Annotated in this window: 20 protein-coding genes and 3 pseudogenes; 10 read left to right on the plus strand and 13 right to left on the minus strand. The window is 60.7% G+C overall.

Annotated features, from left to right (window positions below; translation table 11 throughout):
• Positions 1–23: 23 nt before the first annotated feature.
• Positions 24–299, minus strand: coding sequence for a hypothetical protein (locus tag A4G99_RS19080; protein ID WP_066147168.1), 276 nt, complete (start codon positions 297–299; stop codon positions 24–26).
• 112 nt (positions 300–411) lie between these two features.
• On the opposite strand from A4G99_RS19080, the gene A4G99_RS19085 reads away from it, so the two are divergent.
• Together A4G99_RS19085 and A4G99_RS19090 are read left to right on the plus strand one after the other, a co-directional pair.
• A complete protein-coding gene (locus A4G99_RS19085; protein WP_223302002.1) occupies positions 412–1,074 on the plus strand; it encodes a metal-dependent hydrolase in 663 nt (220 codons plus the stop codon).
• A 75-nt stretch (positions 1,075–1,149) separates the two neighbouring features.
• A complete protein-coding gene (locus tag A4G99_RS19090; protein WP_066147170.1) occupies positions 1,150–1,827 on the plus strand; it encodes an MBL fold metallo-hydrolase in 678 nt (225 codons plus the stop codon).
• A gap of 143 nt (positions 1,828–1,970) precedes the next feature.
• Here the strand turns inward: A4G99_RS19090 and A4G99_RS19095 are convergent, their stop codons facing one another.
• Positions 1,971–2,390, minus strand: a complete 420-nt coding sequence (locus A4G99_RS19095) for a helix-turn-helix domain-containing protein (RefSeq protein ID WP_066147172.1) — start codon at positions 2,388–2,390, stop codon at positions 1,971–1,973.
• 508 nt (positions 2,391–2,898) lie between these two features.
• Positions 2,899–3,882, minus strand: a complete 984-nt coding sequence (locus A4G99_RS19100) for an LLM class flavin-dependent oxidoreductase (protein ID WP_066147174.1) — start codon at positions 3,880–3,882, stop codon at positions 2,899–2,901.
• Between the two features lie 656 nt (positions 3,883–4,538).
• Between A4G99_RS19100 and A4G99_RS19105 the strand changes: the two genes are divergently transcribed.
• Both A4G99_RS19105 and A4G99_RS19110 read left to right on the plus strand, forming a co-directional pair.
• Positions 4,539–6,035, plus strand: coding sequence for a Cdc6/Cdc18 family protein (locus A4G99_RS19105; protein ID WP_082837926.1), 1,497 nt, complete (start codon positions 4,539–4,541; stop codon positions 6,033–6,035).
• A gap of 105 nt (positions 6,036–6,140) precedes the next feature.
• Positions 6,141–6,518: a hypothetical protein gene (locus tag A4G99_RS19110; protein WP_066147176.1), complete on the plus strand. Its 378-nt coding sequence runs from the start codon at positions 6,141–6,143 to the stop codon at positions 6,516–6,518.
• A gap of 180 nt (positions 6,519–6,698) precedes the next feature.
• On the opposite strand, the gene A4G99_RS19115 is transcribed toward A4G99_RS19110, so the two are convergent.
• Positions 6,699–7,019 (minus strand): cupin domain-containing protein, encoded by a 321-nt coding sequence (locus A4G99_RS19115; protein ID WP_066147177.1) that lies wholly within the window; start codon positions 7,017–7,019, stop codon positions 6,699–6,701.
• A gap of 350 nt (positions 7,020–7,369) precedes the next feature.
• Positions 7,370–8,470, minus strand: coding sequence for an amidohydrolase family protein (locus A4G99_RS19120; protein ID WP_066147179.1), 1,101 nt, complete (start codon positions 8,468–8,470; stop codon positions 7,370–7,372).
• Positions 8,471–8,643: 173 nt separating this feature from the next.
• Here A4G99_RS19120 and A4G99_RS28940 point away from each other — a divergent pair, with 173 nt between their 5' ends.
• On the plus strand, positions 8,644–9,504 hold the full coding sequence (locus A4G99_RS28940) for a hypothetical protein (protein ID WP_082837927.1): 861 nt from the start codon (positions 8,644–8,646) through the stop codon (positions 9,502–9,504).
• A complete protein-coding gene (locus A4G99_RS28945; RefSeq protein WP_255359146.1) occupies positions 9,438–9,986 on the plus strand; it encodes a glutamine synthetase in 549 nt (182 codons plus the stop codon). The genes A4G99_RS28940 and A4G99_RS28945 overlap by 67 nt, the downstream gene beginning before the upstream one ends.
• Before the next feature lie 39 nt (positions 9,987–10,025).
• Here the strand turns inward: A4G99_RS28945 and A4G99_RS19130 are convergent, their stop codons facing one another.
• Positions 10,026–10,391 carry a methylglyoxal synthase gene (locus A4G99_RS19130; protein ID WP_066147181.1) on the minus strand — a complete coding sequence of 122 codons (366 nt, stop codon included), beginning with the start codon at positions 10,389–10,391 and terminating at the stop codon, positions 10,026–10,028.
• 144 nt (positions 10,392–10,535) lie between these two features.
• On the opposite strand from A4G99_RS19130, the gene A4G99_RS19135 reads away from it, so the two are divergent.
• Positions 10,536–11,363: a DUF6159 family protein gene (locus tag A4G99_RS19135; protein WP_066147184.1), complete on the plus strand. Its 828-nt coding sequence runs from the start codon at positions 10,536–10,538 to the stop codon at positions 11,361–11,363.
• Between the two features lie 109 nt (positions 11,364–11,472).
• Here the strand turns inward: A4G99_RS19135 and A4G99_RS29480 are convergent.
• Together A4G99_RS29480 and A4G99_RS29955 are read right to left on the minus strand one after the other, a co-directional pair.
• A pseudogene (locus tag A4G99_RS29480) lies at positions 11,473–12,331 on the minus strand (NAD(P)-dependent oxidoreductase).
• A gap of 146 nt (positions 12,332–12,477) precedes the next feature.
• Positions 12,478–14,081, minus strand: a pseudogene (locus A4G99_RS29955) (Na+/H+ antiporter NhaC family protein).
• A 239-nt stretch (positions 14,082–14,320) separates the two neighbouring features.
• On the opposite strand from A4G99_RS29955, the gene A4G99_RS19150 reads away from it, so the two are divergent.
• Positions 14,321–14,650: a thiamine-binding protein gene (locus tag A4G99_RS19150; protein WP_066147186.1), complete on the plus strand. Its 330-nt coding sequence runs from the start codon at positions 14,321–14,323 to the stop codon at positions 14,648–14,650.
• A gap of 88 nt (positions 14,651–14,738) precedes the next feature.
• On the opposite strand, the gene A4G99_RS19155 is transcribed toward A4G99_RS19150, so the two are convergent.
• From A4G99_RS19155 to A4G99_RS19160, 3 genes are all read right to left on the minus strand, one after another.
• Complete coding sequence (locus tag A4G99_RS19155; protein WP_223302004.1) at positions 14,739–15,674, minus strand: cytochrome P450; 936 nt, start codon at positions 15,672–15,674, stop codon at positions 14,739–14,741.
• Positions 15,671–15,943: a hypothetical protein gene (locus tag A4G99_RS27645; RefSeq protein ID WP_223302005.1), complete on the minus strand. Its 273-nt coding sequence runs from the start codon at positions 15,941–15,943 to the stop codon at positions 15,671–15,673. The genes A4G99_RS19155 and A4G99_RS27645 overlap by 4 nt, the downstream gene beginning before the upstream one ends.
• 65 nt (positions 15,944–16,008) lie before the next feature.
• Positions 16,009–16,611, minus strand: a complete 603-nt coding sequence (locus A4G99_RS19160; RefSeq protein WP_066147372.1) for a TetR/AcrR family transcriptional regulator — start codon at positions 16,609–16,611, stop codon at positions 16,009–16,011.
• A gap of 355 nt (positions 16,612–16,966) precedes the next feature.
• Between A4G99_RS19160 and A4G99_RS19165 the strand changes: the two genes are divergently transcribed.
• Positions 16,967–18,142: a cytochrome P450 gene (locus A4G99_RS19165; protein WP_066147188.1), complete on the plus strand. Its 1,176-nt coding sequence runs from the start codon at positions 16,967–16,969 to the stop codon at positions 18,140–18,142.
• A 149-nt stretch (positions 18,143–18,291) separates the two neighbouring features.
• Here A4G99_RS19165 and A4G99_RS19170 read toward each other — a convergent pair whose 3' ends face one another.
• The gene (locus tag A4G99_RS19170) at positions 18,292–18,720 is read right to left on the minus strand and encodes a DoxX-like family protein (RefSeq protein ID WP_066147190.1); all 429 of its coding nucleotides are present in this window, start codon (positions 18,718–18,720) and stop codon (positions 18,292–18,294) included.
• 200 nt (positions 18,721–18,920) lie between these two features.
• On the opposite strand from A4G99_RS19170, the gene A4G99_RS19175 reads away from it, so the two are divergent.
• Positions 18,921–19,544: a trimeric intracellular cation channel family protein gene (locus tag A4G99_RS19175; protein ID WP_223302035.1), complete on the plus strand. Its 624-nt coding sequence runs from the start codon at positions 18,921–18,923 to the stop codon at positions 19,542–19,544.
• 15 nt (positions 19,545–19,559) lie between these two features.
• Here A4G99_RS19175 and A4G99_RS19180 read toward each other — a convergent pair.
• Positions 19,560–20,719, minus strand: a pseudogene (locus tag A4G99_RS19180) (mandelate racemase/muconate lactonizing enzyme family protein).
• Positions 20,720–20,894: the final 175 nt, after the last annotated feature.

The raw sequence follows: 20,894 nt of genomic DNA on the forward strand, positions 1-20,894 counted from the left end.
GGGTAATCGGACGGTCGTTTCACTTAGAATACCCCCGACGGAAGGACCGCCAAGACATGACGGGCGAGGATGACGACGAAGATGGCGAGTCCGACGAGGATGAACCACTTCAGCCGTCGTCGCCACGTCGGCGTTACGTTGAACGGTGCTGTAAATTCGATGATGACGAGCAATCCGATGAGCGAGAGGACGAAAAACAACTCCAACGAGAGGGCGTGCAGCACCGCCAACCCGAGGAGGGAGACGAGCATCCACGCGATTTGCCCGTGAACGAACCGTTGGCGGCGTCGAGTTGACATCTACTAATAACACAGGAAGCTGGCTTACCAAAGTATCGGTCGAACATAGTTCATCTTCGATAGATAGTGTAATTTATACGATCGTCGTGGACGTCGCCAGTCAACGCCACCGATGGTTATCGATGGTCGGCGATATCGCTCCCTCGGTCGCACCGCACCGAACGTTCGGTTGGAAGCCGAAGTTCCTAACACGGTCGTCGTGAAAGGGGAAAGCATGTGGCCATGGGGACACCTCGCCGTCGGCTATCTCCTGTATTCGTTCTGGTGCCGAACCGAGAACCGTTCACCGTCCGCAGTCGGGACGGTCGCGGTCGCGTTCGGCACGCAGTTTCCGGATTTGGTCGACAAACCGCTCGCGTGGACGTTTTCCGTACTCCCAACCGGACGGACGTTAACGCATTCCCTGTTGACAGCCACACTGCTCCTCGGACTGCTGTGGATCGGCGTTCGTCGATCCGAAAGGCGGATTCCGCTGGGTGCGTTCGCCATCGGCTACTTGAGTCACCTCGCGATGGATTCCGTGCATCCGTTTCTGCAAGGGAGGCTCGCGGACGTGAGCTTCCTGCTGTGGCCCGTCCTTTCTCCCCCGTCGTACGAGACGTCAAAGAGCTTCTCCGCTCACTTCGCGAACTTCGGCCTGACCCCGTTCGTCCTCCTTCAGTTCGCGCTCGCCGGAATCGCTCTCGGCGTCTGGATCGCCGACGGCTCTCCGGGAATTGCCGAACTGCACGACCTGTGGTCCGGAGTGACGCAGGACCATGTCGGAGAGCGGTGACGAACGTGAACCGGGAAAGGGGAAGCGCTGACCGGAATCAATGGGATTCAAGCAGATTGTTGGACAATCACGGGTATGGCGCTTCCAAACGGAGTGTACGATCTTCCGATAGATGTCTCGCTCGGCGACCGAGAGATGACGCTCACCCCGACGGCCGTCGAGACGCCGCGCGGTCTCCTCCTCCTCGACGTCGGGATGCCCGACGGTATCGACGACCTCGCAGGTGTGCTCGATGGCGAAGGACTGGACCTCGACGACACGTGGGCGGTCGTCCTCACGCATCAGGATATCGACCACGCTGGCTGCCTCGCGGCGGTCGTCGAACGAACCGACGCCGTCGTGTTCGCACACGAAGCGGACGCGCCGTACATCGAGGGCGAAAAAGAACTGCTGAAATCGAGCGAGGAACGCCCGATGGCGATCGATCCGACGTCGATCGATGTGCGTCTTACTGGTGGCGAGGCGTTCGCGACCGACGCCGGGCCGATGGAAATCATCCACACGCCCGGACACACGCCGGGGCACGTCTCCTGTTACTTCCCCGAAGAGGAGTTGTTGATCACGGCAGACGCGCTCAACGCGCCCGAGGGCGAACTCGTCGGCCCACGCGAAGGCGCAACCCCCGAGATGGAAACGGCGTGGGAGAGCGTCGAAACGATCGCGACCCACGACATCGACCACGCGGTCTGCTTCCACGGCGGCTACGTCGAGGACGGAACGGAGCGAATCGAGGCGCTGCTAGCGGATCGATAACCGCTTCGACGAGGGTTCTCTTCCGGTCCGGCCGTGATCGAACCCCCGTGCTCGACGCGATGGGTGAGGTCGGTGCTCACCGAAGCGTTCTGGAATACCTTCCCGACACCGGTGAAGAGTTCACTACGATGTGAGTTCAAGAATTAATTACACACAGAGGACAGGATACGATACGCACTGGTGCGCGAATACGCGACGTCGAACTGTTCCGCTACGAGACGCTGGACGAGCGGGATGTTCCACTCCTCTGCGTCGTAACCGGCTGCTTTGGGGGAGTCCCGTAGCAGCCGAAGGAGTTCGTCCCGGTCTTCCCCCCCGAGCTTCGGCGGCCGACCGGAACGAGGCTTGTCGCTGGCCGCGCTCCGAATGGGTTCCTCCTCGAATCGTTGCAGCCAGTTATAAACCGTCTTGCGGGAGAGGCCGTACCAGTCGGCCAACTCCGTCTGTGAGACGCCCTGTTTGTACGCGATTGCGACCATGATGCGTTTCGTGGTGGTGGCGTCGTCCGCGTCCTGCAGCGCCTCCCGAAGCGCAGCCGTCGAGACGTCCTCCAGTTGTGCCATCGTCCCGTACGACAGAAAGAGTGGGTAAATAATTTTGGCAATATGCTGTAAAGTCGAGGGATCACTGTACCATCTCGACCTTGCACACATCGGCTACCGCGATATCTATTACAAGAGTAGCTGTGTAATAGAACGATAATCGTGTAATTGCCGGCGATGACCGTCGTAGAAACGAGGCGGGGAGATTCGGTACTGTCTGCATCGGTTAGTTGGCCCTGTTCGTTTCCGCTCTGAAGAACACCACTCCTTAGTGACTCGCCCGAAACGATTCGAGGGCGGCTGCGATATCCCTTATATTCGTATCTTTTCCCCCGAAGGGTGGTCTTTGTATCGCAACATATGATTTATATACTACCAACAGCCGCAGTTGTCCGATTTCAATCGGCGGACTCGGTACCATTTGTCCCGGTAGCAACCCGATTTCCATCTCCGTGCCGAAAATCCAGATCGGCGAAATAGCAACCCGGTTCGTACCTCGGACAACCGAACGTCTCCGCGGTACGGAACGTCAGTAGCTCGACGGTGCCAAGGCGTCGATGGTCCGTTCGACCATTCCTTCGTCGGCGTTGCTCGGAATCGTCACTATCGGTCGCGTGATGCAGTCGATTTCGCTGACCGCTCGGAACTGCTCCCGGGCCCGTTCCGGCGTTCCCGCGACGCCGAGCGCCTTGACCATTTCGTCGGTGACGTTCGCGGCGGCGGCCTCGCGGTCACCGTTCCGCCACGCCTCGGCGACCGCCGTAGCGTCCGTCGGGAACCGCTGGGCGACCGCCTGCTCGTAGCCGCGACCGTTGCCGACGTAGTAGGCGACGTGACCCCGAATGGCGTCCTTGGCGGCAGCAACGTCGTCGCTGACGGCGGCGGGGACGTACGGTGCAACGTCGATGGCGTCGTCACGACCGGCCGCCTCGGCTTGATCGGCGATGTACGAGAACGCCTCATCGAGATCCGGAAACGGGATGTTGTGTGGAATCCAGCCGTCACAGAGCCGTGCGACGACCCGACGGTTCGCCCGCCCGAGCGCGGCGTGGTAGATGGGGACGTCGGCGTCCAGTGATGGGAAATCCCGAACGGTGAATATTTCCCCGTCGTATTCGACACGGCCGTCCTCCCCGAGGAATTTCGAGGTCAGTTCGATGGTTTCGTGCGCCCGCCGAACCGGATTGGGATCGTCCCATTTCATCCCGTGAAGGTCCTCGATGGCTTTCTTCGTCGACGTCCCGACGCCGAGTCGGAATCGACCGTCGGAGACTTCGTCGAGCGTCGCCGCGGTCATCGCCAGTACGGCGGGCGTCCGCGAGAAGACGTTGACGATCGCCGTTCCAAGCACGACGGTGTCGGTGTGGGCTGCGATGTCGGTGAGTTGGACGACCGAACTCGTTCCCCAGAGTTCGCCGAGCCAGAGGCCGTCGTAGCCGAGCGTCTCGGCACGGACGCTCAATTCGGTGTGATCGAGGGTAGTCACCTGGGGCAACAGTAGATCGGTTGGCATGGTCTATAGCACGTCGTGGCGGATGAAAAATCGGCAGGGTAGACTCGGCCAAATCGGTCAGCCCCCACCCCTCAAACCGAGTGAATGGCAGACAACGGGGGGACACCGGACACCGAGTGAATTCGGAAATACATGAACGAATGGGAAGAACGAGCACCCCCACCCCTCAAACCGAGTGAAATGGTTCGAAGGGGTACCCCCCTCGAATGACGTCAGACGTTTGGCTGACAAGCGGCGGACACCCCTCGAACCGAGTGAAAAACGACGGTGAACGGCACGGAGACAATGTGAAAACGGAGAGCGAGAACGGTTCTCTAGCGGCGTCTTTCCCGCTCCTCTTTCGCGTATATTATATATTTTACTATATAGGTAAACAACACAACTAGCTTACTCCCTAAACAACTAGAAGAAGTGTTCTAATAACGATTTACAATGAGACGATGTCATCACCGTCTGTCTTTTATATACTTCTCCCCGTGCAACCGTCATTCCCCTCCACCCCTCCGAACCCCATTTCACTCGGTATGAGGGGTGGGGGGCTATACGATTACGATCCCTGAAAACACGTTCTCGTTCCGGATAAACGAGGATTTCACACAATTCACTCGGTTCGAGGTCGGTAGTTTTATCTTTATGCCACTCGGTCACATAACGTAATGACCGACGCGGAGAAGGACGAGGGCTTGGACGGCGAATCGGACTCTCCCGACGCCGATAGGGAGGGTGACCTACGGGATTTCGGCGGCGAATCGGCGTCATCGAAGCGGTACGACCACGACAACGGCGACAACAGCAACGACGACAACGGCAACGACGACAGTCACGATGAGGACGACTACGGGTTCGACAATAACAACGTTCTCGACGCTCACGACGAGAACGACGCTCACAACGAGAACGACGACGCCGATAACGGATTCGACGAATCCAGCCGTCCCAATTCCACCAACGAAGACGACTTTGGCGACCCCTTCGCTGTCGGTGATATCTTCGCACGCGAGGAGCTATTACGAGTCGGCTACGTTCCGGACCGGGACCGAATCATCGGGCGTGACGACGAGATTCGAGCGGTCGGGAAAGCACTCGGCCCCGCCGTCCGTGGCGGACCCCCACGGAATCTGTTGTTGTACGGAAAAACTGGAACTGGGAAGTCGCTCGTCTCGAAACACATGGCTCGCGAGGCTCGGGACAGGGCACACCGCAACGACGTCAATCTCATCTATCAGTACATCGATTGCTCGAACGACGATACGGAAACCCGTGCCGCACGGGAACTCGCACTCGGGGTCCGTGATACGCTCGCGCCCGACTTCGATATCCCTCGCAAAGGGATCGGCGCCGCCGAGTACTTCCGTCACCTGTGGGATATGCTCGACGAACACGAGGTTCGCTCGCTCATCGTCATCCTCGACGAGGTGGACAAACTCGGTGGCGACGACGACATCCTCATGACGCTCTCCCGAGCGGAAGAGACGGGGAAGACGAACTCCTACGTCGGCATCATCGCCATCAGCAACAAGATTCAGTACCGTGAGACCATCGGCGAACGCGTCGATTCGTCGCTGCAGGACCGCGAATTCGTCTTTCATCCGTACGATGCGAACCAACTCCGCCACATCCTCGAAAATCGCCGCGACGCGTTCTACGAAGACGTGCTGTCCGAGGACGTGATCCCGAAGGTTGCCGCCCTCGCTGCGCGGGAACACGGCGACGCTCGGAAAGCGATCGACATCCTCCGCTATGCTGGCGCGATCGCCGAGGAGTCGGGCACGTCGGAAGTGCTGGGCGAGCATATCGACAGCGCGATGGAGCGCGCCGAGGCGGACCGGTTCGCCGAACTGGTGTCCGGAAGCACCCCGCACGTGAAACACATCCTCGTCGCGCTCGCATCGCTGACGATGAACCGCGAGGAAGAGGAGTTCGCCAAACAGGACATCTACTCCGCGTACAAGACCGTCTGTAAGAACGAGGGTTCCGCCCCGATTTCGTGGGATCGGGTCTCCCGACTGCTGAAAGAGCAGTCGTTCCTCGGCATCACGGAAAGCCGTCACACCGGCGGCGGCTACGAAAAAGGGAGCTATCGGGTGCACTCGCTGAACCGCGACCCCGCAATCGTGCTGAAGGCGCTGAACTCCGGCACGGACCCGATCTAAAGCGTCGGACGCGTAGCCCGTGCGACCGACGTACGAACGTTTCCGCCCGCGGGGACGGGGGACGAGAGACCGGATTTTTCAGCCGTGACTTCCTACGGGAGACGTATGCACTTCGATCAGCGAACCCAAGACGCCCTCCGTGAAACCGGTGGACTATCGACTTCCGAAATCGCGGCCGTCGCCGACACTATCGTCGAGACGACCCGAGAGGACGCCGACCGTCTGGAAGCGTTCTTCGACGGCGTCGATACGATTTACTCCGACATGGAACAGGCACACTCGGCCAGAGAATTTCCGGAACACGAGATACGATATCTGGACCTCTACACGCACGCCGACGCGATTCGTGGGTACCTCCGATTCGGCACGTGGGGGGTTCCCGTCGAAGGCGGTCGAATCCTCACCGAAAACTGCGTCGAACTGACGCTCGGAAAGCCGACGAACGCGCGGGTTCGGTTCGCGCTTGACCGCGACGACCTTTGAAATTCGACGGAACAGGCCTTCAAAACCCACAATAGAAAGAATAGGTGGGGTTGATAAAATAGGTGTGATACTCACAATAGGTACAATTTCAACAAGAGGTGCAATAGGTGGCTATCTAATATAGCTCTGATCTGCATCCGTCCCAAAAACGAGCCGAAGACGGATTTGGTTACGTGTTTTTTACGGTGCTCCGGCGAGGACGAACTTGGACTCGGTGTCGCCGTTGTGTATCTGGCGGGTCGCCTCCGGTGGTACCCGTAGCGCGTCGCCGCTTTCCATCGTCACGTCCTCGCCATCGATGGTCACGGTCGCTTTCCCGTCCAACAGGAGGTACACTTCCTCGTGCTCGCGGTCGACGTGAGCGTGCTCCTTTCCGGTCCACCCCGGCTCACATTCGAGGACAGTCATGCCGAACTTCTCGCAGCCGAGCGGGTCCCGGAGGAAGTGCATTCCGTCGCCCACCGATTCCACGTCTCGATAGTTGACTTTCGTGTGTGCCATCCCAAACCACTACTCCTTCCTCCAGCAAAGCTCTCCCGCCCGACGAAGAGCTACCAATCGTTGACGAACCGTTATCAGTACCGTAGCCACTGGGTACGGTGGAAGTGGTAAGGAAAGCGGGGTGCCCTCACAATCGGCACGGGTGCAATGCCGGTGATGGCGCCGGACAGGCGGTCCGTGCCGGGTTTGTGAGAGCGTATCTTTACCAAAGACCGGAACAGTAAAACGCGTTCCGGAAGCTAAAAATCTCATTGTAGTAATCCACATCCGCGTCTACTTTCGACCTATTCAGCGTCCCGTCGGCGATTAGCACGTGATGATGGGTAGTGATGAGTGGTGATGAGGCCGAATCAGAGGTCGTACAACCGTTCCGCGTTCCCCCGAAGAACGTTCCGAGCGACCGTCGCGGCGTACGCTTCGTTCACGAACCCGTCGGCGACTAGATTTTCGAGAACCGTCGCGAGCGCATCCCGCGTTCGTCGTTCGGCGAGGACGTATCGTTCGGGTACCGAGCAGGCGTCGCTACCGTACAGCACCTTCGTCGTCGGCACCAGTTCGAACGCCGATTCGATGACCCGCTCACAGCCGTGCTGCACGAACGGGATGGCGAGCGAGAGGTCGAGATAAACGTTGTCGAACGTCGATGCGACGTATCCGGATTCGCGGACGTAGGGGTAGCCCGCGTGCAGAAGGACGACTTTCGTCGACGGATGCTGGACGATGAAATCGGAGAGGTGCGTCGGATCGACCCGTCGCGGATGCGCATCCGAATCGCCGAATCCGGTGTGGAACTGTATCGGAACCGCCCGCTCCGCCGCAAGCGCACTCGCCCGGTGGACGAAATAGTCGAGCACCGTCGGATCCGAAATCCGTCCCGACCAGCCGTTTTTGACCGCCGAAAACGCCGTGCTGGCTTCGCTACGGTCCGGATTCCCGACCGCCAAGCCGCTTCGGTACGCGACGATGGTCTTCAATCCGACGTAATCGTCGGCGAGCGCGTCGTCTATCGCGTCCTCGAACGCACGCTCGACGCCCGCGAACGAGTCGTGTCGATCCAGTAGCTCCTCCAATACGGGTTCGATTCGCAGGAGCGGGTGGACCGCCGCGGTCGTGTACGTGCGGAAGTCGTCCGGCGACGTGTCGGGAAACCCGTCATCGACGAGGATTTTCTCGGTGTTCGTTCCGTCGATGAGGTCGCGGCTGTACGATTCGAGGTCGACGGCGGCACGTCGGGAGAGCAGTTCGTCTTCGGTCTTACCCTCGAACCGTTCATCCAAAAGGTCGAGAGCGGCCCGATAGTTGAGCGTCTGTCGGGCGTGTCTCGGCGAGAGGTCGCCCTCGGTGAAGTACCCCGCGAACGATTCCCGAACTGTCTCCGCGGACAGCGGTTCGACGGGGTGGGCGTGGTTGTCGACGAGCGCGATGCCCTCGATTTGCTCCCGGAGGTCCATGGGAACTCATCCACCCCGCGATACAAGGCCGTTGCCTCCGGAAACGCCACTGTCGTTGACGGCATCGGTAAACGCCACCGTCGCTGACGGCATCGGTGCTTCCACGCTCGACCGACTGCCCTCACGACTGGTAGAAACCATGACGTGTGTTGCCGTGGTAGAGTGTATGGATCATGCCCACCGAATCGGCGGTCATCGACATCTGTGCGGGTGATGACGTGGAACTCGTCCGACTGCTTTGGGTCGACAACGCGGGCGTCGAACGGGGGCGGGTCGTCAACGCGGCGAACGTCGAGGACGTTTTCGTCTCCGGCGCGAACATCGCGCAGGCCCAACAGGCGTTCACCGACCTCGATTACCCCACCGAGGATGCGCCGCTGGGACGCGTCGGGGAGGTCAGACTCGTCCCGGATCCCGACACCTTTCGAACCCTCCCGTACGCCGAACGCGCCGCGGCGATGATGTGTGACATCCATCGACTCGACCGGACGCCGTGGGAGATCGATCCCCGGTCACGGCTTCGCAGCTTTCTCGACGAATTCGAATATCGGTCGCGCGCCGCGTTCGAACCCGAGTGGTATCTCGTCCGGGAAACGGCGGCGGGAATCGAACCGTTCGACCGAAGCGGCTGTTACACGGCGGACGGGATTCAGAGCGCCCACGACGTCGTCCTCGAAATCGTCGACGATCTCGCGGCCCAGGGGATCGAGATGGCGACGTACTACCCCGAGTACAGCCCCGGTCAGCAGGAGATCGCTATCGAACCCGGCGACGGCCTCACCCCGGCGGACGACCACGCGTTCTACAAACAGACGGTGAAAGCGGTGGCGGAAAACCACGATACCAGAGCCACGTTCTCCCCGAAACCGTTTCCCGACCACGCGGGTAGCGGGTGCCATCTCCACCTCTCCCTCTGGAACGGGGAGGAAAAAACGTTCACGACCCGGACGACGAGTCGCCGTACGGGATTTCGGAGACGTGTAAGCGGTTCGTCGGTGGCGTGCTCGCCCACGCGAGGGCGCTCGTCGCGCTGACGGCACCCTCGGTCGTCTCGTACAAACGACTGCAACCGGGTTCGTGGGCGTCGGCGTACACGGCGTGGGGGCTCGACAATCGGGAAGCGATGGTGCGCATTCCGTCCGCACAGTGGGAGAACGCCGCGGCCACGACTCGTCTGGAACTGAAAGCCGCCGACAACACCGCGAACCCGTACCTCGCGCTCCTCGGCGTCCTGGCCGCGGGGCGGGACGGCATCGAGCGCGGCCTCGACCCGGGAGAACCGCTCGACGTCGATCCGGGGAGCCTCTCCGAATCGGAGCGGGAACGTCGCGGTATCGAACGGCTCCCGCAGTCGCTCGGCGAGGCCATCGACGAACTCGAAGCCGACACAGTCCTTTCGGACGCGATGGGCGACGACCTCCATCGGACGTACGTCGCGGTGAAGCGCGCGACGTGGACCGATGCGGCGACCGCGGTCACCGATTGGGACGTGGAAACCTACACGCGGCTCTACTGAACGTCAATCCCTATCGTTTCCCGCCAGGAACGACCGGCCTCATGCGACCAGTTCGTCGATGATGGCGTTCGCGCTCGCGAGATTGGTCGCGAGGGGAACGTCATGAACGTCGCACACTCGCAGGAGTGCGTTGATGTCCGGCTCGTGCGGCTGTGCGGTCAACGGATCCCGGAGGAATATCACGGCGTGACAGTTTCCGGCGGCGACCGCGGCTCCGATCATCATGTCCCCGCCGAGCGGTCCGGACTCCTTCGGTTCGACGACGAGGTCGGTTTCCTCGTTGATTCGTTGGCCGGTCGTCCCGGTCGAGATGCAGTCGGCGGTCGAAAGCTGGTCGATGTTCCGCCGGACGAACTCCACCATCTCCGGTTTCTTCTCGTCGTGTGCGATGAGCGCAATCTGCATGTGAGCCGGTACAACCGGGAGCATCTTCAAGCTACGTCGTCACCCGACCGGAAAGCGACGACGAAGATGAAAACGAACACGTCGCCGAGACGTGTCTCCATCGTGTCTACAAAGCTTATATTCTCTCGACACAATAGTTATCGTATGGCTGGACGATTTCGACGCGGACTTTCCATCGTTGACGACAGTGTCGACGTCTTCCGGGACAATCCCTCCCTCGCGATCCTTCCGCTCCTGAGCCTTCTTTCGGTCGGGAGCGCGTTCGCCGCCGTGGCCGGGGTGTTGCTCTACTACGGCGTCCTCGGCGACGTGCTCGGAAGCGACTTCCTTCAGTACGTGGGCGTGTTCGTCGGGTTGGCCGTCTCGTCGAGCGTCGGCGTGTTCTTCAACGCCGCCGTCGTCCACTGTGCGGCGAAATACTTCGACGGCGAGGAAACGTCCGCCCGCGAAGGGCTCGCCGCCGCGTGGCGAGTTCGACGGCGGATCGCCCTGTGGTCGGTGGCCGCGGCGACGCTCGGGACCGTGCTGTACATCATCGACGACAAGCTCGGCCCCCTCGGGAGCCTCGCACGATTGCTCTTCGACCTCGCGTGGTCGTTGCTGACGTTCTTCGTCGTCCCCGTCATCGTGCTCGAAGACACGGACGCCCTTCGTCCGATGTTACGCCAAAGTGGGGCCGCGTTCCGCGACACGTGGGGCGAGAGCGTCAGCGCGTCGCTGGGCGTTTCGCTCGTGTTCCTTCCGGTCGCACTGGTCGGACTCGTCTGTCTCGGCTGGGCGTATTTCGTCGCCGCCGGACTCGTGGCGTACGCCCTCGGAACCGTCGGCTTCGTGTTGCTCGTCGCTTCGATGGTCATCTCACAGGTCGTCGGCATGATCGCACGAACCGCCCTCTATCAGTACGCCACGGACGGAGAGGAGGTCGGGCCGTTCGACGGTCGAAAACCGGATAGCGTCTTCCCCTCGAAGTAACCACCCAACTCCCATCGACATCGCTAACGCGATTATAACCGGCTAATCGAGGGAAAAATCGTCGATACGGTTCGCTGTTTTTCGATGAGGCTGTTTTTCGATGAGACAGTTAGTCGTCGATGCGCGCTTCCGTTCCCGCGAGGTCCTCGATGACCTGCATCACGCCGGAGTTGTCGTCACGGCCGCGTCCCGTGGTCTCCATCGATTTGTACAGTTCGTGTGCGACCGACGTCTGTGGGAGCGGGACGCCGAACTCCTCACCGGCGTCGGTTGCGATTCGGAGGTCTTTGTACTGATACGAGGCGAAAAAGCCGGGATCGAAGTCCCCCTCGATCATTTGTGGCGCGCGGTTGTCGAGCGTCCAACACCCCGCGGCACCGCCGCTGATCGCGTCGATCACGGCTTCGAGATCCGCACCCGCTTTTTCCGCGAAGACGAGGGCTTCGCTGACGCCGACCATCTGTGCCGAGACGACGATCTGATTGCACGCCTTCGTCGTCTGACCCGCGCCGTTCGGCCCGCAGTGGGTAACCGTCTCGCCCATGACTTCGAAGAGGTCCATCTGCTCGTCGAACACCGCCTCGTCGCCGCCCGCCATGATGGAGAGCGTTCCTCTACGCGCCGATTTCGCCGCCGCTGATCGGCGCGTCGAGCATGCTCGCGCCCTTCTCGGCGATGTCCGCGGCGAGTTCTTCGGTCGTCGTCGGCGAAATCGTGGACATGTCGATGACCGTCATGCCCTCGCTCACACCCGCGAGGATTCCGTCGTCGCTCCGGACGATTTTCTCGACGACCGCCGAATCCGGCAGACACGTGATGACGACGTCGACCCGCTCCGCGACATCGCGCGGGGAATCGCCCGCCGCACCGCCGTACTCGACGAGTTCGTCAACCGGTTCCTGTGAGCGATTGTACCCGACGACGTCGTATCCCGCGTCGATGAGGTTCTTCGCCATTGGTTTCCCCATGATTCCGAGTCCGATGAAGCCGATATTCTTCCCTGTCATCGTTTGTTGGTTCGTGTGCGACAGCAAAATTATGGGGGTAACGGCGAGGCGGATGGGTTCGGGTTTCGAACCCGTGGTGATTTCCGGTACTGCGTCCAGTCGTCGGGTCAGTCGTCGCTGGTAACGGACCGATTCGGCGACTGACTCGATGCCGGTTTCGGGGAGATGTCCTTGCGCCGAGCGTCCAAACCGGAGAACGCGTACACCAGTGCGATCAGCGTCACGAGGCCGATGGGGAGCAGAACGAGCGGGCCGACGTTCGTGAGTCCGTACAGCAGGTATAGGAACGCCGTCGCCGTGAGGACGGTGAACGCGTAGTACATCTGCGTTCGAACGTGATCGATGTGATCCGATCCGGCGAACGTCGATGCGAGGACGGTCGTGTCCGAGATGGGCGAGCAGTTGTCCCCGAAGATGGCTCCGCTAAACATCGCGCCGACCGAGACGGCGATGAATCCGGGGGAATGGCCACCGATATTCCACGCCAGCGGAATCACGATGGGAGTCATGATGGACATCGTCCCCCACGAGGTGCCGATGGCGAGGGAGATGACGGCGGAGATGAGGAAGATGACGACGGGGAGCACCGTCGGCGAAACCGTTCCCGATGCGTACTGCGTGACGTACTGGCCGGTCCCGAGCGCCGACGCCACCGATCCGATGGACCACGCCAACACGAGGATACTGACCGCCGGAAGCATCGTTCCGAACCCGTCGAGGATGGTGTCCATCGTCTGGTCGAGCGTCATGATTCCCTCCCCGAGCGCCAGCGCGATGGCCGTGGCGACCATGGCGAACGACCCCCAGACGAGTGCGGTGGCGATGTTCGTGTTGTTGACCATCTCTATCGTCGACCGACCGGGACTGTATCCCATCATCACCGCGCCACCGACGAGACGGCGACGAGCGCGAAGACGGGAAGGACGAACGTCCGAAGGGGAGCATCGTCGTCCAGCGGTTTGCCCAGATCATCCTTGATGTTCTGAAGCGGGTTCGCGTCGTCGCGGATGACGTTGCCGGTCCGCTGTGCGCGGTTTTCGGCGTCCAGCATCTCGCCGAAATCCCGGCCGCTGATGACGATGATGCCGACCATCGCCAGCGCCAGTATGGAGTACATGTTGTACGGAACGCTGTGGAGAAACGTCGCGGTCGCGGTGGGGGTCTGTTCGGCGATTCCGAGCTTTTTGTACTGATCCGCTATCAATCCTATTTCGAACGCGACCCAACTGGAGATGCCGATGGTCGCCATCGGCGCGGCCGTCGAATCGAGGATGTAGGCTAACTTCTCGCGCGACATTCGCTTCTCGTCGGCGATGCTCTTCAGCGAACTGCCGACGATGGCGTTGTTGGCGTAGTCGTCGAAGTTCCAGATGAGGCCGAGCAGCCACCCCACGACCCCGACCTTTCGATGGGAGTCGATCCGCCTCGTGGCGAACCGCGTTATCGCCATCGCGCCACCTAACCGCCAGATGAGCGCGATTCCGGCCCCTAAAAGCATAGTAAAGACGAGAATCTTCGCGTTGAACGTGCTGTTCCCGATGGAGTTGATTATCCAATCGAACGTCTTCGCGATGCCGACGTTTCCGCTGTAGATGATGCCGCCCGTCCAGACGCCGATGAAGAGCGACAGCATCGCCCGGCGCGTGATAACGGCGAGCACGATGGCCAAAACGGGTGGTACCAGTGATAACGCTCCGAAATCCGATGGCATGCTATGCTCCTTCACACCACGGGTTAATAGTGGTTTTTGCCGATGTTGATAAACCGGCCGGTTCTCTGAATTTTATGTCGAGCGGGAACTCGCAGTGGTAACGACGGGATACCTTTCATTATCCATCCATCAATATCATCGATTATCCACCGACTATTCACCTTCCACCATCCATCATCCATCCACCGACTATCCTCCGACCACCCGGTTATATCGTCCGGGAATACGAACGTCGAGGCATGACCGTCACGGCCATGCTCGTTGTCGCACCGCTCGACGATTTGAACGCCGATTTCGACGCGGAAATCGCGAACGCGATAGACGCACTGGAGGAGTTCGACGTTCAGTACGAGACACATCCGATGGAGACGACGATTCAAGCCGACGAACTCTCGGAAGTGTTCGCCGCCGCACAGGCGGCCACCGAGGCGGTCGATGCGTCACGGACACTGACGACGCTCAAAATCGACCACTTCCGCGAGGAGACGCTCGACGTGAGCGAGAAAGTCGAGCGCGTCGAACGCCACCTCGGACGCTCGGCACGAAATTCGGACGACGATGCGGAATAGTACCGCGGATAAAACGTGAACGATCGGTGGAATCGGTACACCGTGTTCGAGGCAGGTGCCGTATTCCCTGCCGGTAGCCCCCCTACGACTATTTCTCGCAGTAGCACGGGAGCGATTCGAGACCGTACAGGCCGCTCAACGGTTGCAAGTCCGTCAAATCGGCTTCGACCGTTTCGAATCGGTCGAGAAGCGCTTCGAGCGCGATGTCCGCCTCCAGTCGAGCGAGCGGCGCGCCCAGACAGTAGTGAACCCCTTTTCCGAACGCGATGTGCCGATTCGGCCGTCGCTCCGGGCGGAACTCCTCGGGGTCATCGAACAGTTCCGGGTCGCGGTTCGCGGCACCTAACCATCCCGTGACGACGTCTCCGGCCTGAATCTGTTGTCCGTTCAGTTCCACGTCCTTCAGGGCGATTCGGTCCAGCGATTGGATCGGCGACCGATAGCGGAGTACTTCCTCTATCACCTTCTTGCAGTCTATCTCCCCCGTTCGGACCGCATCCATCATCCCTTCCTCTTCCAAACACCAGATGGCGTTCGTGAGGAGGTTCGTCGTCGTGATGTTGCCCGCGAGAAGCAACAACATGCAGAACCCGACCCGTTCTTTCTGGGTCAGTTCCTCTGTCGTCGCTGCGAGGGTGATGAGGTCGTCACCGTCGCCCCCTCGGCGCTCCTCCAGCAACTCCGCGAAATACCGACCCATCTCTTCCTGTGCCTGCCGACGCTCCCGTCTGATTCGGTCGATGTCGGTGCCGTCCGTGGAACGTGCGACGAGCGCATCCGACCACTCCTTGAACTGGTCGCGTCGGTCGGACGGGATGCCGAGCAGTTCGGCGATGACGATGACGGGCAGGGGGACGGCGAAGCTATCGACGAAATCGAATCGGTCGTCGCCCTCGATGTCGTCCAGCAACTCCTCGGTCAGTTCCTCTATTCGCGGTCGATACTCCCGCAACGTTCCCGGCTGAAATCGTTCGCTGACGAACCCTCGCAGTCGCTCGTGTTCGGGCGGGTCCACGCTGATCATCGTCTGTAGTATCGACCAGCCCTCGTCGAGGCGCGCGCGGGGTCGTCCGCGAGCACACCTCGATCCGAGGTAAACGTCTCGTGGTCGCCGAGTATGCGGTCGATCTCTTCGTATCGGAAGAGGTCCCACCGCCGTCGCTCTTCGTTGAAGTGAACGGGGGAGTCGCGTCGCATTTCGGCGTACCATTCGAACGGTTCCAGCTGTCCCTCTCGACCGCGAATCGCTTTCGGAAGCGTTCCCTTTCCTACGGGCGAATCTGATGACGACACAAATTTACTGAACGTTCGGTAAATTATAGACCTTTTGGTGACTCCTCCACCGAGGGCTTCGCTTTTCACCCCTGTATCAGTTCGTTGTTGATGTACGACAACAACGAGACGCGAACTGCCGCGACCGCGGCGCTCCGGTCGGTCGTCGCCCGGTTGTACGTCGCTCCGCTCGTCGTGGCGAAGATGTGCTCCGCAACGCGTCTGGAATCGACGTTTCGAAACACGCCTTCGTCGATTCCCCTATCGATTATCCGCTCCATCCGTTTCACGATCAGGCCGTCTATCTCCGTGAACTGCTCGCGGAATTTGTCGTTCATGACCGCCTGTGAGCGAAGCTCCACCATCACGGCCCGATGTTGACTCTCTTCGTCACTCAGTTGGAGGGGGAGAAGCGCTTCTACGAGTTGTTCGAGCTCTCGATTGGGGGCTTCGTCGTCGGTATCGATATTGGCTTCGAGTCGATCGATCGTGAATTCGAGAAAGGACTGCAACAGGTCCTCCTTGGAGTCGTAGTGGTAGTACAACGAGGCCTTCGATTGGTTCAGTTCATCGGCGATTCGGGAAATCGAGAGCTGTGCATACCCGTGCTGGAGTAACGCCCTCCGTGTCGCCTCCATGATCTGTTCTTCGGACTCGCTCCATCTGTTTCCGATCGTATCTTCGGACATTGTCGTGTTCACGTTGCTGTCGGTGCGGGGTGATTCGGAACCGGGATTTTCACGCGGAAAGCGACGGTTGGCCACCGGCCGGGTCTCGTACGGACGTCCCCGCACCGTCTCTCCCGTATGGATGCATATCGATGTCGTCGTCGGATAAACTGCCACGATACACTCCGAACAGCCCACGTCTCGCGGAACGGTGGGCTGCCGGAGTTCACTGTTTCCCTATCCGCCGAATGGGTAGTTGGTAGCAAAAACGTTTCGCTGAACTGATACTGATACGGGGGTCTTCCCTGATTTCGAGGCTGCTGGAAGGACCATCGGCCACCAAAAGGACTTTTACTGAACGGTCGTTAAGCAACTTATGGCGAATCAGAACCCCGAACTCGACAGGCGACTTCCGAAAGGGCTCGAACCGTCCGAGCGACGGATGGACCCGTTCCCGTGGTACGAGACGATGCGTCGCACCGAACCCGTTCGGTACGACGAAGCGCGCGAGCGGTGGGACATATTCGGCTACGACGACGTCAAACGCGTGCTCTCGGACTACGAAACCTTCTCCTCCGCGGAACTGTCGGATTTCGACCCGTTCGGCTCCCTCGGTACGGTTCTGGTGGACGAGAATCCACCCGAACACAGCCGCATCCGTGGCATCGTCGACGAGTATTTTCGTCCGGGGAACCTCGAATCCCTCCGCCCATCTATTCGAGCCATCGCCGACGACCAACTCGACGAGGCGCTCGCCAGCGGTCCCGACATCGACGTAATCTCGGAACTCACCGCGCCCGTCACGGCGCGTACCATCTCCCGTCTGCTCGGAATCCCCGCCGACCAGTGGGACATCATCAAACGGTGGACCGGTGCGATGGAGGGGTCGAAGGAGGACCCGCAAAAGCTGTTCGCGGAAGTGCGCGAGTACTTCGGGGAACTCATCGAGGAGCGTCGAGTGACGGGCGGGGACGACCTCATCTCGGTTATCATTGATACCGACTCACACGACGTTCCCCTTTCCAAGGAGGAACAGGTCTCGTTCTGTATCTTCCTCTTCCTTGCCGGTCACTCGACGACGACACACGCCGTCGGCAACGCGCTGTGGACGCTCGACGAGGAAGGGTACTACGCGGACCTGCGTGACGGGACGATCGATCCGAAGATGACATTCGAGGAGGTCCTCCGGTATCGCGGCCCCGTGCAATCGCTCTCCGGACGGGTGACGACGGAGGAGGTGGAGTTGAGCGGGACGGTCATTCCCGCTGGAGAGCAGATAACCTCGTGGATCGGATCCGCCAACCGCGACCCGGCGGTGTTCGACGACCCCGAGGAGTTCCGCCCCGAGCGGCGGGCGAACCGCCATATCGCGTTCGGGTTCGGACCGCACCACTGTCTGGGCGCTCCGCTCGCGAAACTGGAGGGGGATATCATTCTCGATGCCGTCACCGACCACGTCGAGGATATCGAAGTCCTCTCGGAGTCGGTCGAACCGGTGACCTCACCGGTCAGTTACGGATTCGACCGCCTCCCGATGAAGTTCTACACTTGAGCCACACTTGCGCCATCGGTTCGTTCCGTCGAACCGTCGATAACCGCCACCCGAACGGACGAAACCGACTATGCGGTTCGAACGGCTCTATCCCGTTGTCATTCCCGTTGGTCATACCTCGTTCGTCGTTCGGTTGTCTCCTTCGTGCGTCATTCGGCCGTCTCGGGTGTCTCACGCGTGTACCACCACGCCCAGAGGACGAGAGCGCCTTGAAGCGGGAGACGGACCCACACCCCGATCCGAGTGATATCTTCGGCCCAGTCCGGAACCGCATCGGGGAGTTCGCCGCTCATCGCCATGTGGACGTTCGCCGGGAAGACGGCGACCAGCAGTGCGATGATTCCCCACGCGGAGAGGCGACGCGTTCGTCGAATCATCACGCCGATTCCGAGGACTATCTCCGCGATTCCGGAGAGATACACCAGCACGACGGGTTTCGGGAACTGTGGCGGCACGATTCGAGCGTACACCTTCGGGACGACGAAATGCATCACCCCCGCGATGGTGTAGAACAGCCCCATCACGTAGAGCAGCGGTCGTTCGAGTCGAGACAGGACGCCATCGCCATCGTCGTTCATACTGGGGGTACGGACCGACGGACAAAAACGGTGTTCCGTCTTCGACCCACGACGAATTTCGTCGCGGTTCCGACAGTCGCCCGTCGATCAGTCCCCCAAGGTGAACGACCGATTCGGAGCGCTCAATACGGACAGTCCGCTACGGGAAACCAGTGGTTCAGGACATCCTCGGAACGCTGTTCGGCGGCCCGTTTGCGGTGATGAACACCATCGGACTCGTCGCCTTCGCATTGGTCGGCGCGACCAAGGCGATACGCGAGGAGTTCGATCTGTTCGGCATCACCGTCGTCGGCCTCGCCACCGCGTTTGCAGGCGGGATGACACGCGACGTGCTCGTGAATCGGGTGCCGCTCGCGCTCACGTCCCCGATAGAGATCGGTTTGGGTGTGTTCGGCGTCTGTCTGGCGGTCGGGCTGACCCTCGTGCTCGATTCCCCCGACGATCACCCCGTGACGCTCCTCTCCGACGCCGTCGGCCTCGCCGCGTTCGCCACCACCGGGGCCATCGTGGCGACCCAAACCGGCGTCTCGGGCTTCGGCGTCGTCGCCATCGCGACCATCAACGCGGTCGGTGGCGGCGCGCTCGCGGACGTGCTGTTGAACCGGTCGCCGTTCATCCTGCTCGAAGATTTCTACGCGAGTTGCGCGGTGTTGGGCGGCGGCACGTATTGGCTCGTCACCGCCCTCGGCGGTGTCGGCGTCGGAAATACCGCCGCCGCGATGTGCGCCGCGGTGACCGTCGGGACGCGGGTGGCGGCGGTCACGTACGGATGGTCGCTTCCGACGGTGCAGATACTCGGCGTGGAGAGGAAGGAAGGCCAGTAATTACGATCGCGATCCTCAGCCGATACGGTACCGTTCGATCTTGTCGTGATCGATTTCGATCCCGAGGCCCGAACCCCGTGGCACGTCGAGCGTGCCACCGGTGCAGTCGAACGGGTCCTCGATAACGTCGTCCTCCCAACCGTAGTAGACCGAATCGGGCGGGAGCGAAAAACCCGGTATTCCGTGGACCGCGTGCAGAATCGCCGCCGTTCTGATTCCGAGGTCGAACGCGCAGTGATGTGCCATCGGGAGTCCGGCGTCCTCCGCGATGGCCGCCTGCTGCCGCAATCCCGCTATACCACCAGCGGGGGTCAAATCCAACACGGCGACGTCGATTGCCCCTGCGTCGATGAGTCGCCGCAGGTTGTGCGGAATGTAGGTGTCCTCGTTCGGCCCGACCGGTTGTCCGGTGCGCTTCAGTCCGGCCAAGGACTCGTGTGCATCGACTCGGATCGGTTGTTCCATGTACTGGAGATAGATCCCGGCGTCGGCGAGCATCGAACCGACGCGGATCGCTTGGTCTGTGGTCCACCCCTGATTGGGATCGAGACGGAACTCAAGTTCGCCATCGACCGCGTCGTGCATCGCCTCGATACGGGCGACGTCCTCCTTCCAGTCCCGCCCGGCTTTCGTCTTCAGCACGGAGTATCCCGCGTCGCGCACGGCGACGGCGCGTTCACGGGACTGCTCGGGCGACAGGATTCCGAGGCAGTACGCGATTTCGACCTCGTGGCCCTCCCCGTATTCCCCCTGGTGCTCCCGGTGTCTCGTCTCCGTCTGGTTCGGTGTTGTCCATCCGCCGAGCAGTTCGTATATCGGTTTTTCGAGCGACTTGCCGACGATGTCCCAGCAGGCGACTTCGACGGGTGCGAAGAACGGGTCGCGTTGGCGTACTCGATGAACACCTGCCGCCGGAGTTTTTCCAGTTCGAACGGCGATTGACCGACGACGAGGGGGCGAATCCCCTCCTCGATGATGGCGACGGTCGCTTCCGGCGTCAGGAACACGCGAACCTCCCCCCATCCGGAAATTCCCTCGTCGGTGTCCACCCGAACGAGGACGCGGTCCATGTCCGTCAACGAGTTGTGATTCGTGACGTAGGGTCCGATGCCACCGTCTTCGAACGGGACGAGCGGGACGTTGACGACGACCGCTTCGATATCCGTGATCTTCATGGAGAGGAAATCATCACCGCGTGAGTCTGTGAGGGTTCGTTCCCGGACGCGTCGGCCCAACCGACGCGTTCCGTATTCGGATACTGGTATGCCATAGAATATCTCTCATAGCCGGTGATGATAAATCCGTATCATCGGACTACGCGTCGGTAAATATGGCAAACATATTAATATA

The organism is Haladaptatus sp. R4, from assembly GCF_001625445.1.
Lineage (GTDB): Archaea > Halobacteriota > Halobacteria > Halobacteriales > Haladaptataceae > Haladaptatus.

Bases quoted from the DNA above. Each gene is read 5' to 3' on its own strand.
- A4G99_RS19100 (WP_066147174.1), bottom strand. From the start codon at position 3,882: ATGCCAACCGATCTACTGTTGCCCCAGGTGACTACCCTCGATCACACC.
- A4G99_RS19090 (WP_066147170.1), top strand. From the start codon at position 1,150: ATGGCGCTTCCAAACGGAGTGTACGATCTTCCGATAGATGTCTCGCTC.
- A4G99_RS19150 (WP_066147186.1), top strand. From the start codon at position 14,321: ATGACCGTCACGGCCATGCTCGTTGTCGCACCGCTCGACGATTTGAAC.
- A4G99_RS19135 (WP_066147184.1), top strand. From the start codon at position 10,536: ATGGCTGGACGATTTCGACGCGGACTTTCCATCGTTGACGACAGTGTC.
- A4G99_RS19165 (WP_066147188.1), top strand. From the start codon at position 16,967: ATGGCGAATCAGAACCCCGAACTCGACAGGCGACTTCCGAAAGGGCTC.
- A4G99_RS19130 (WP_066147181.1), bottom strand. From the start codon at position 10,391: ATGCAGATTGCGCTCATCGCACACGACGAGAAGAAACCGGAGATGGTG.
- A4G99_RS19105 (WP_082837926.1), top strand. From the start codon at position 4,539: ATGACCGACGCGGAGAAGGACGAGGGCTTGGACGGCGAATCGGACTCT.
- A4G99_RS19120 (WP_066147179.1), bottom strand. From the start codon at position 8,470: ATGGACCTCCGGGAGCAAATCGAGGGCATCGCGCTCGTCGACAACCAC.
- A4G99_RS19175 (WP_223302035.1), top strand. From the start codon at position 18,921: ATGAACACCATCGGACTCGTCGCCTTCGCATTGGTCGGCGCGACCAAG.
- A4G99_RS19095 (WP_066147172.1), bottom strand. From the start codon at position 2,390: ATGGCACAACTGGAGGACGTCTCGACGGCTGCGCTTCGGGAGGCGCTG.
- A4G99_RS19115 (WP_066147177.1), bottom strand. From the start codon at position 7,019: ATGGCACACACGAAAGTCAACTATCGAGACGTGGAATCGGTGGGCGAC.
- A4G99_RS19110 (WP_066147176.1), top strand. From the start codon at position 6,141: ATGCACTTCGATCAGCGAACCCAAGACGCCCTCCGTGAAACCGGTGGA.
- A4G99_RS19155 (WP_223302004.1), bottom strand. From the start codon at position 15,674: ATGATCAGCGTGGACCCGCCCGAACACGAGCGACTGCGAGGGTTCGTC.
- A4G99_RS19080 (WP_066147168.1), bottom strand. From the start codon at position 299: ATGTCAACTCGACGCCGCCAACGGTTCGTTCACGGGCAAATCGCGTGG.
- A4G99_RS19085 (WP_223302002.1), top strand. From the start codon at position 412: ATGGTTATCGATGGTCGGCGATATCGCTCCCTCGGTCGCACCGCACCG.
- A4G99_RS28940 (WP_082837927.1), top strand. From the start codon at position 8,644: ATGCCCACCGAATCGGCGGTCATCGACATCTGTGCGGGTGATGACGTG.
- A4G99_RS19160 (WP_066147372.1), bottom strand. From the start codon at position 16,611: ATGTCCGAAGATACGATCGGAAACAGATGGAGCGAGTCCGAAGAACAG.
- A4G99_RS19170 (WP_066147190.1), bottom strand. From the start codon at position 18,720: ATGAACGACGATGGCGATGGCGTCCTGTCTCGACTCGAACGACCGCTG.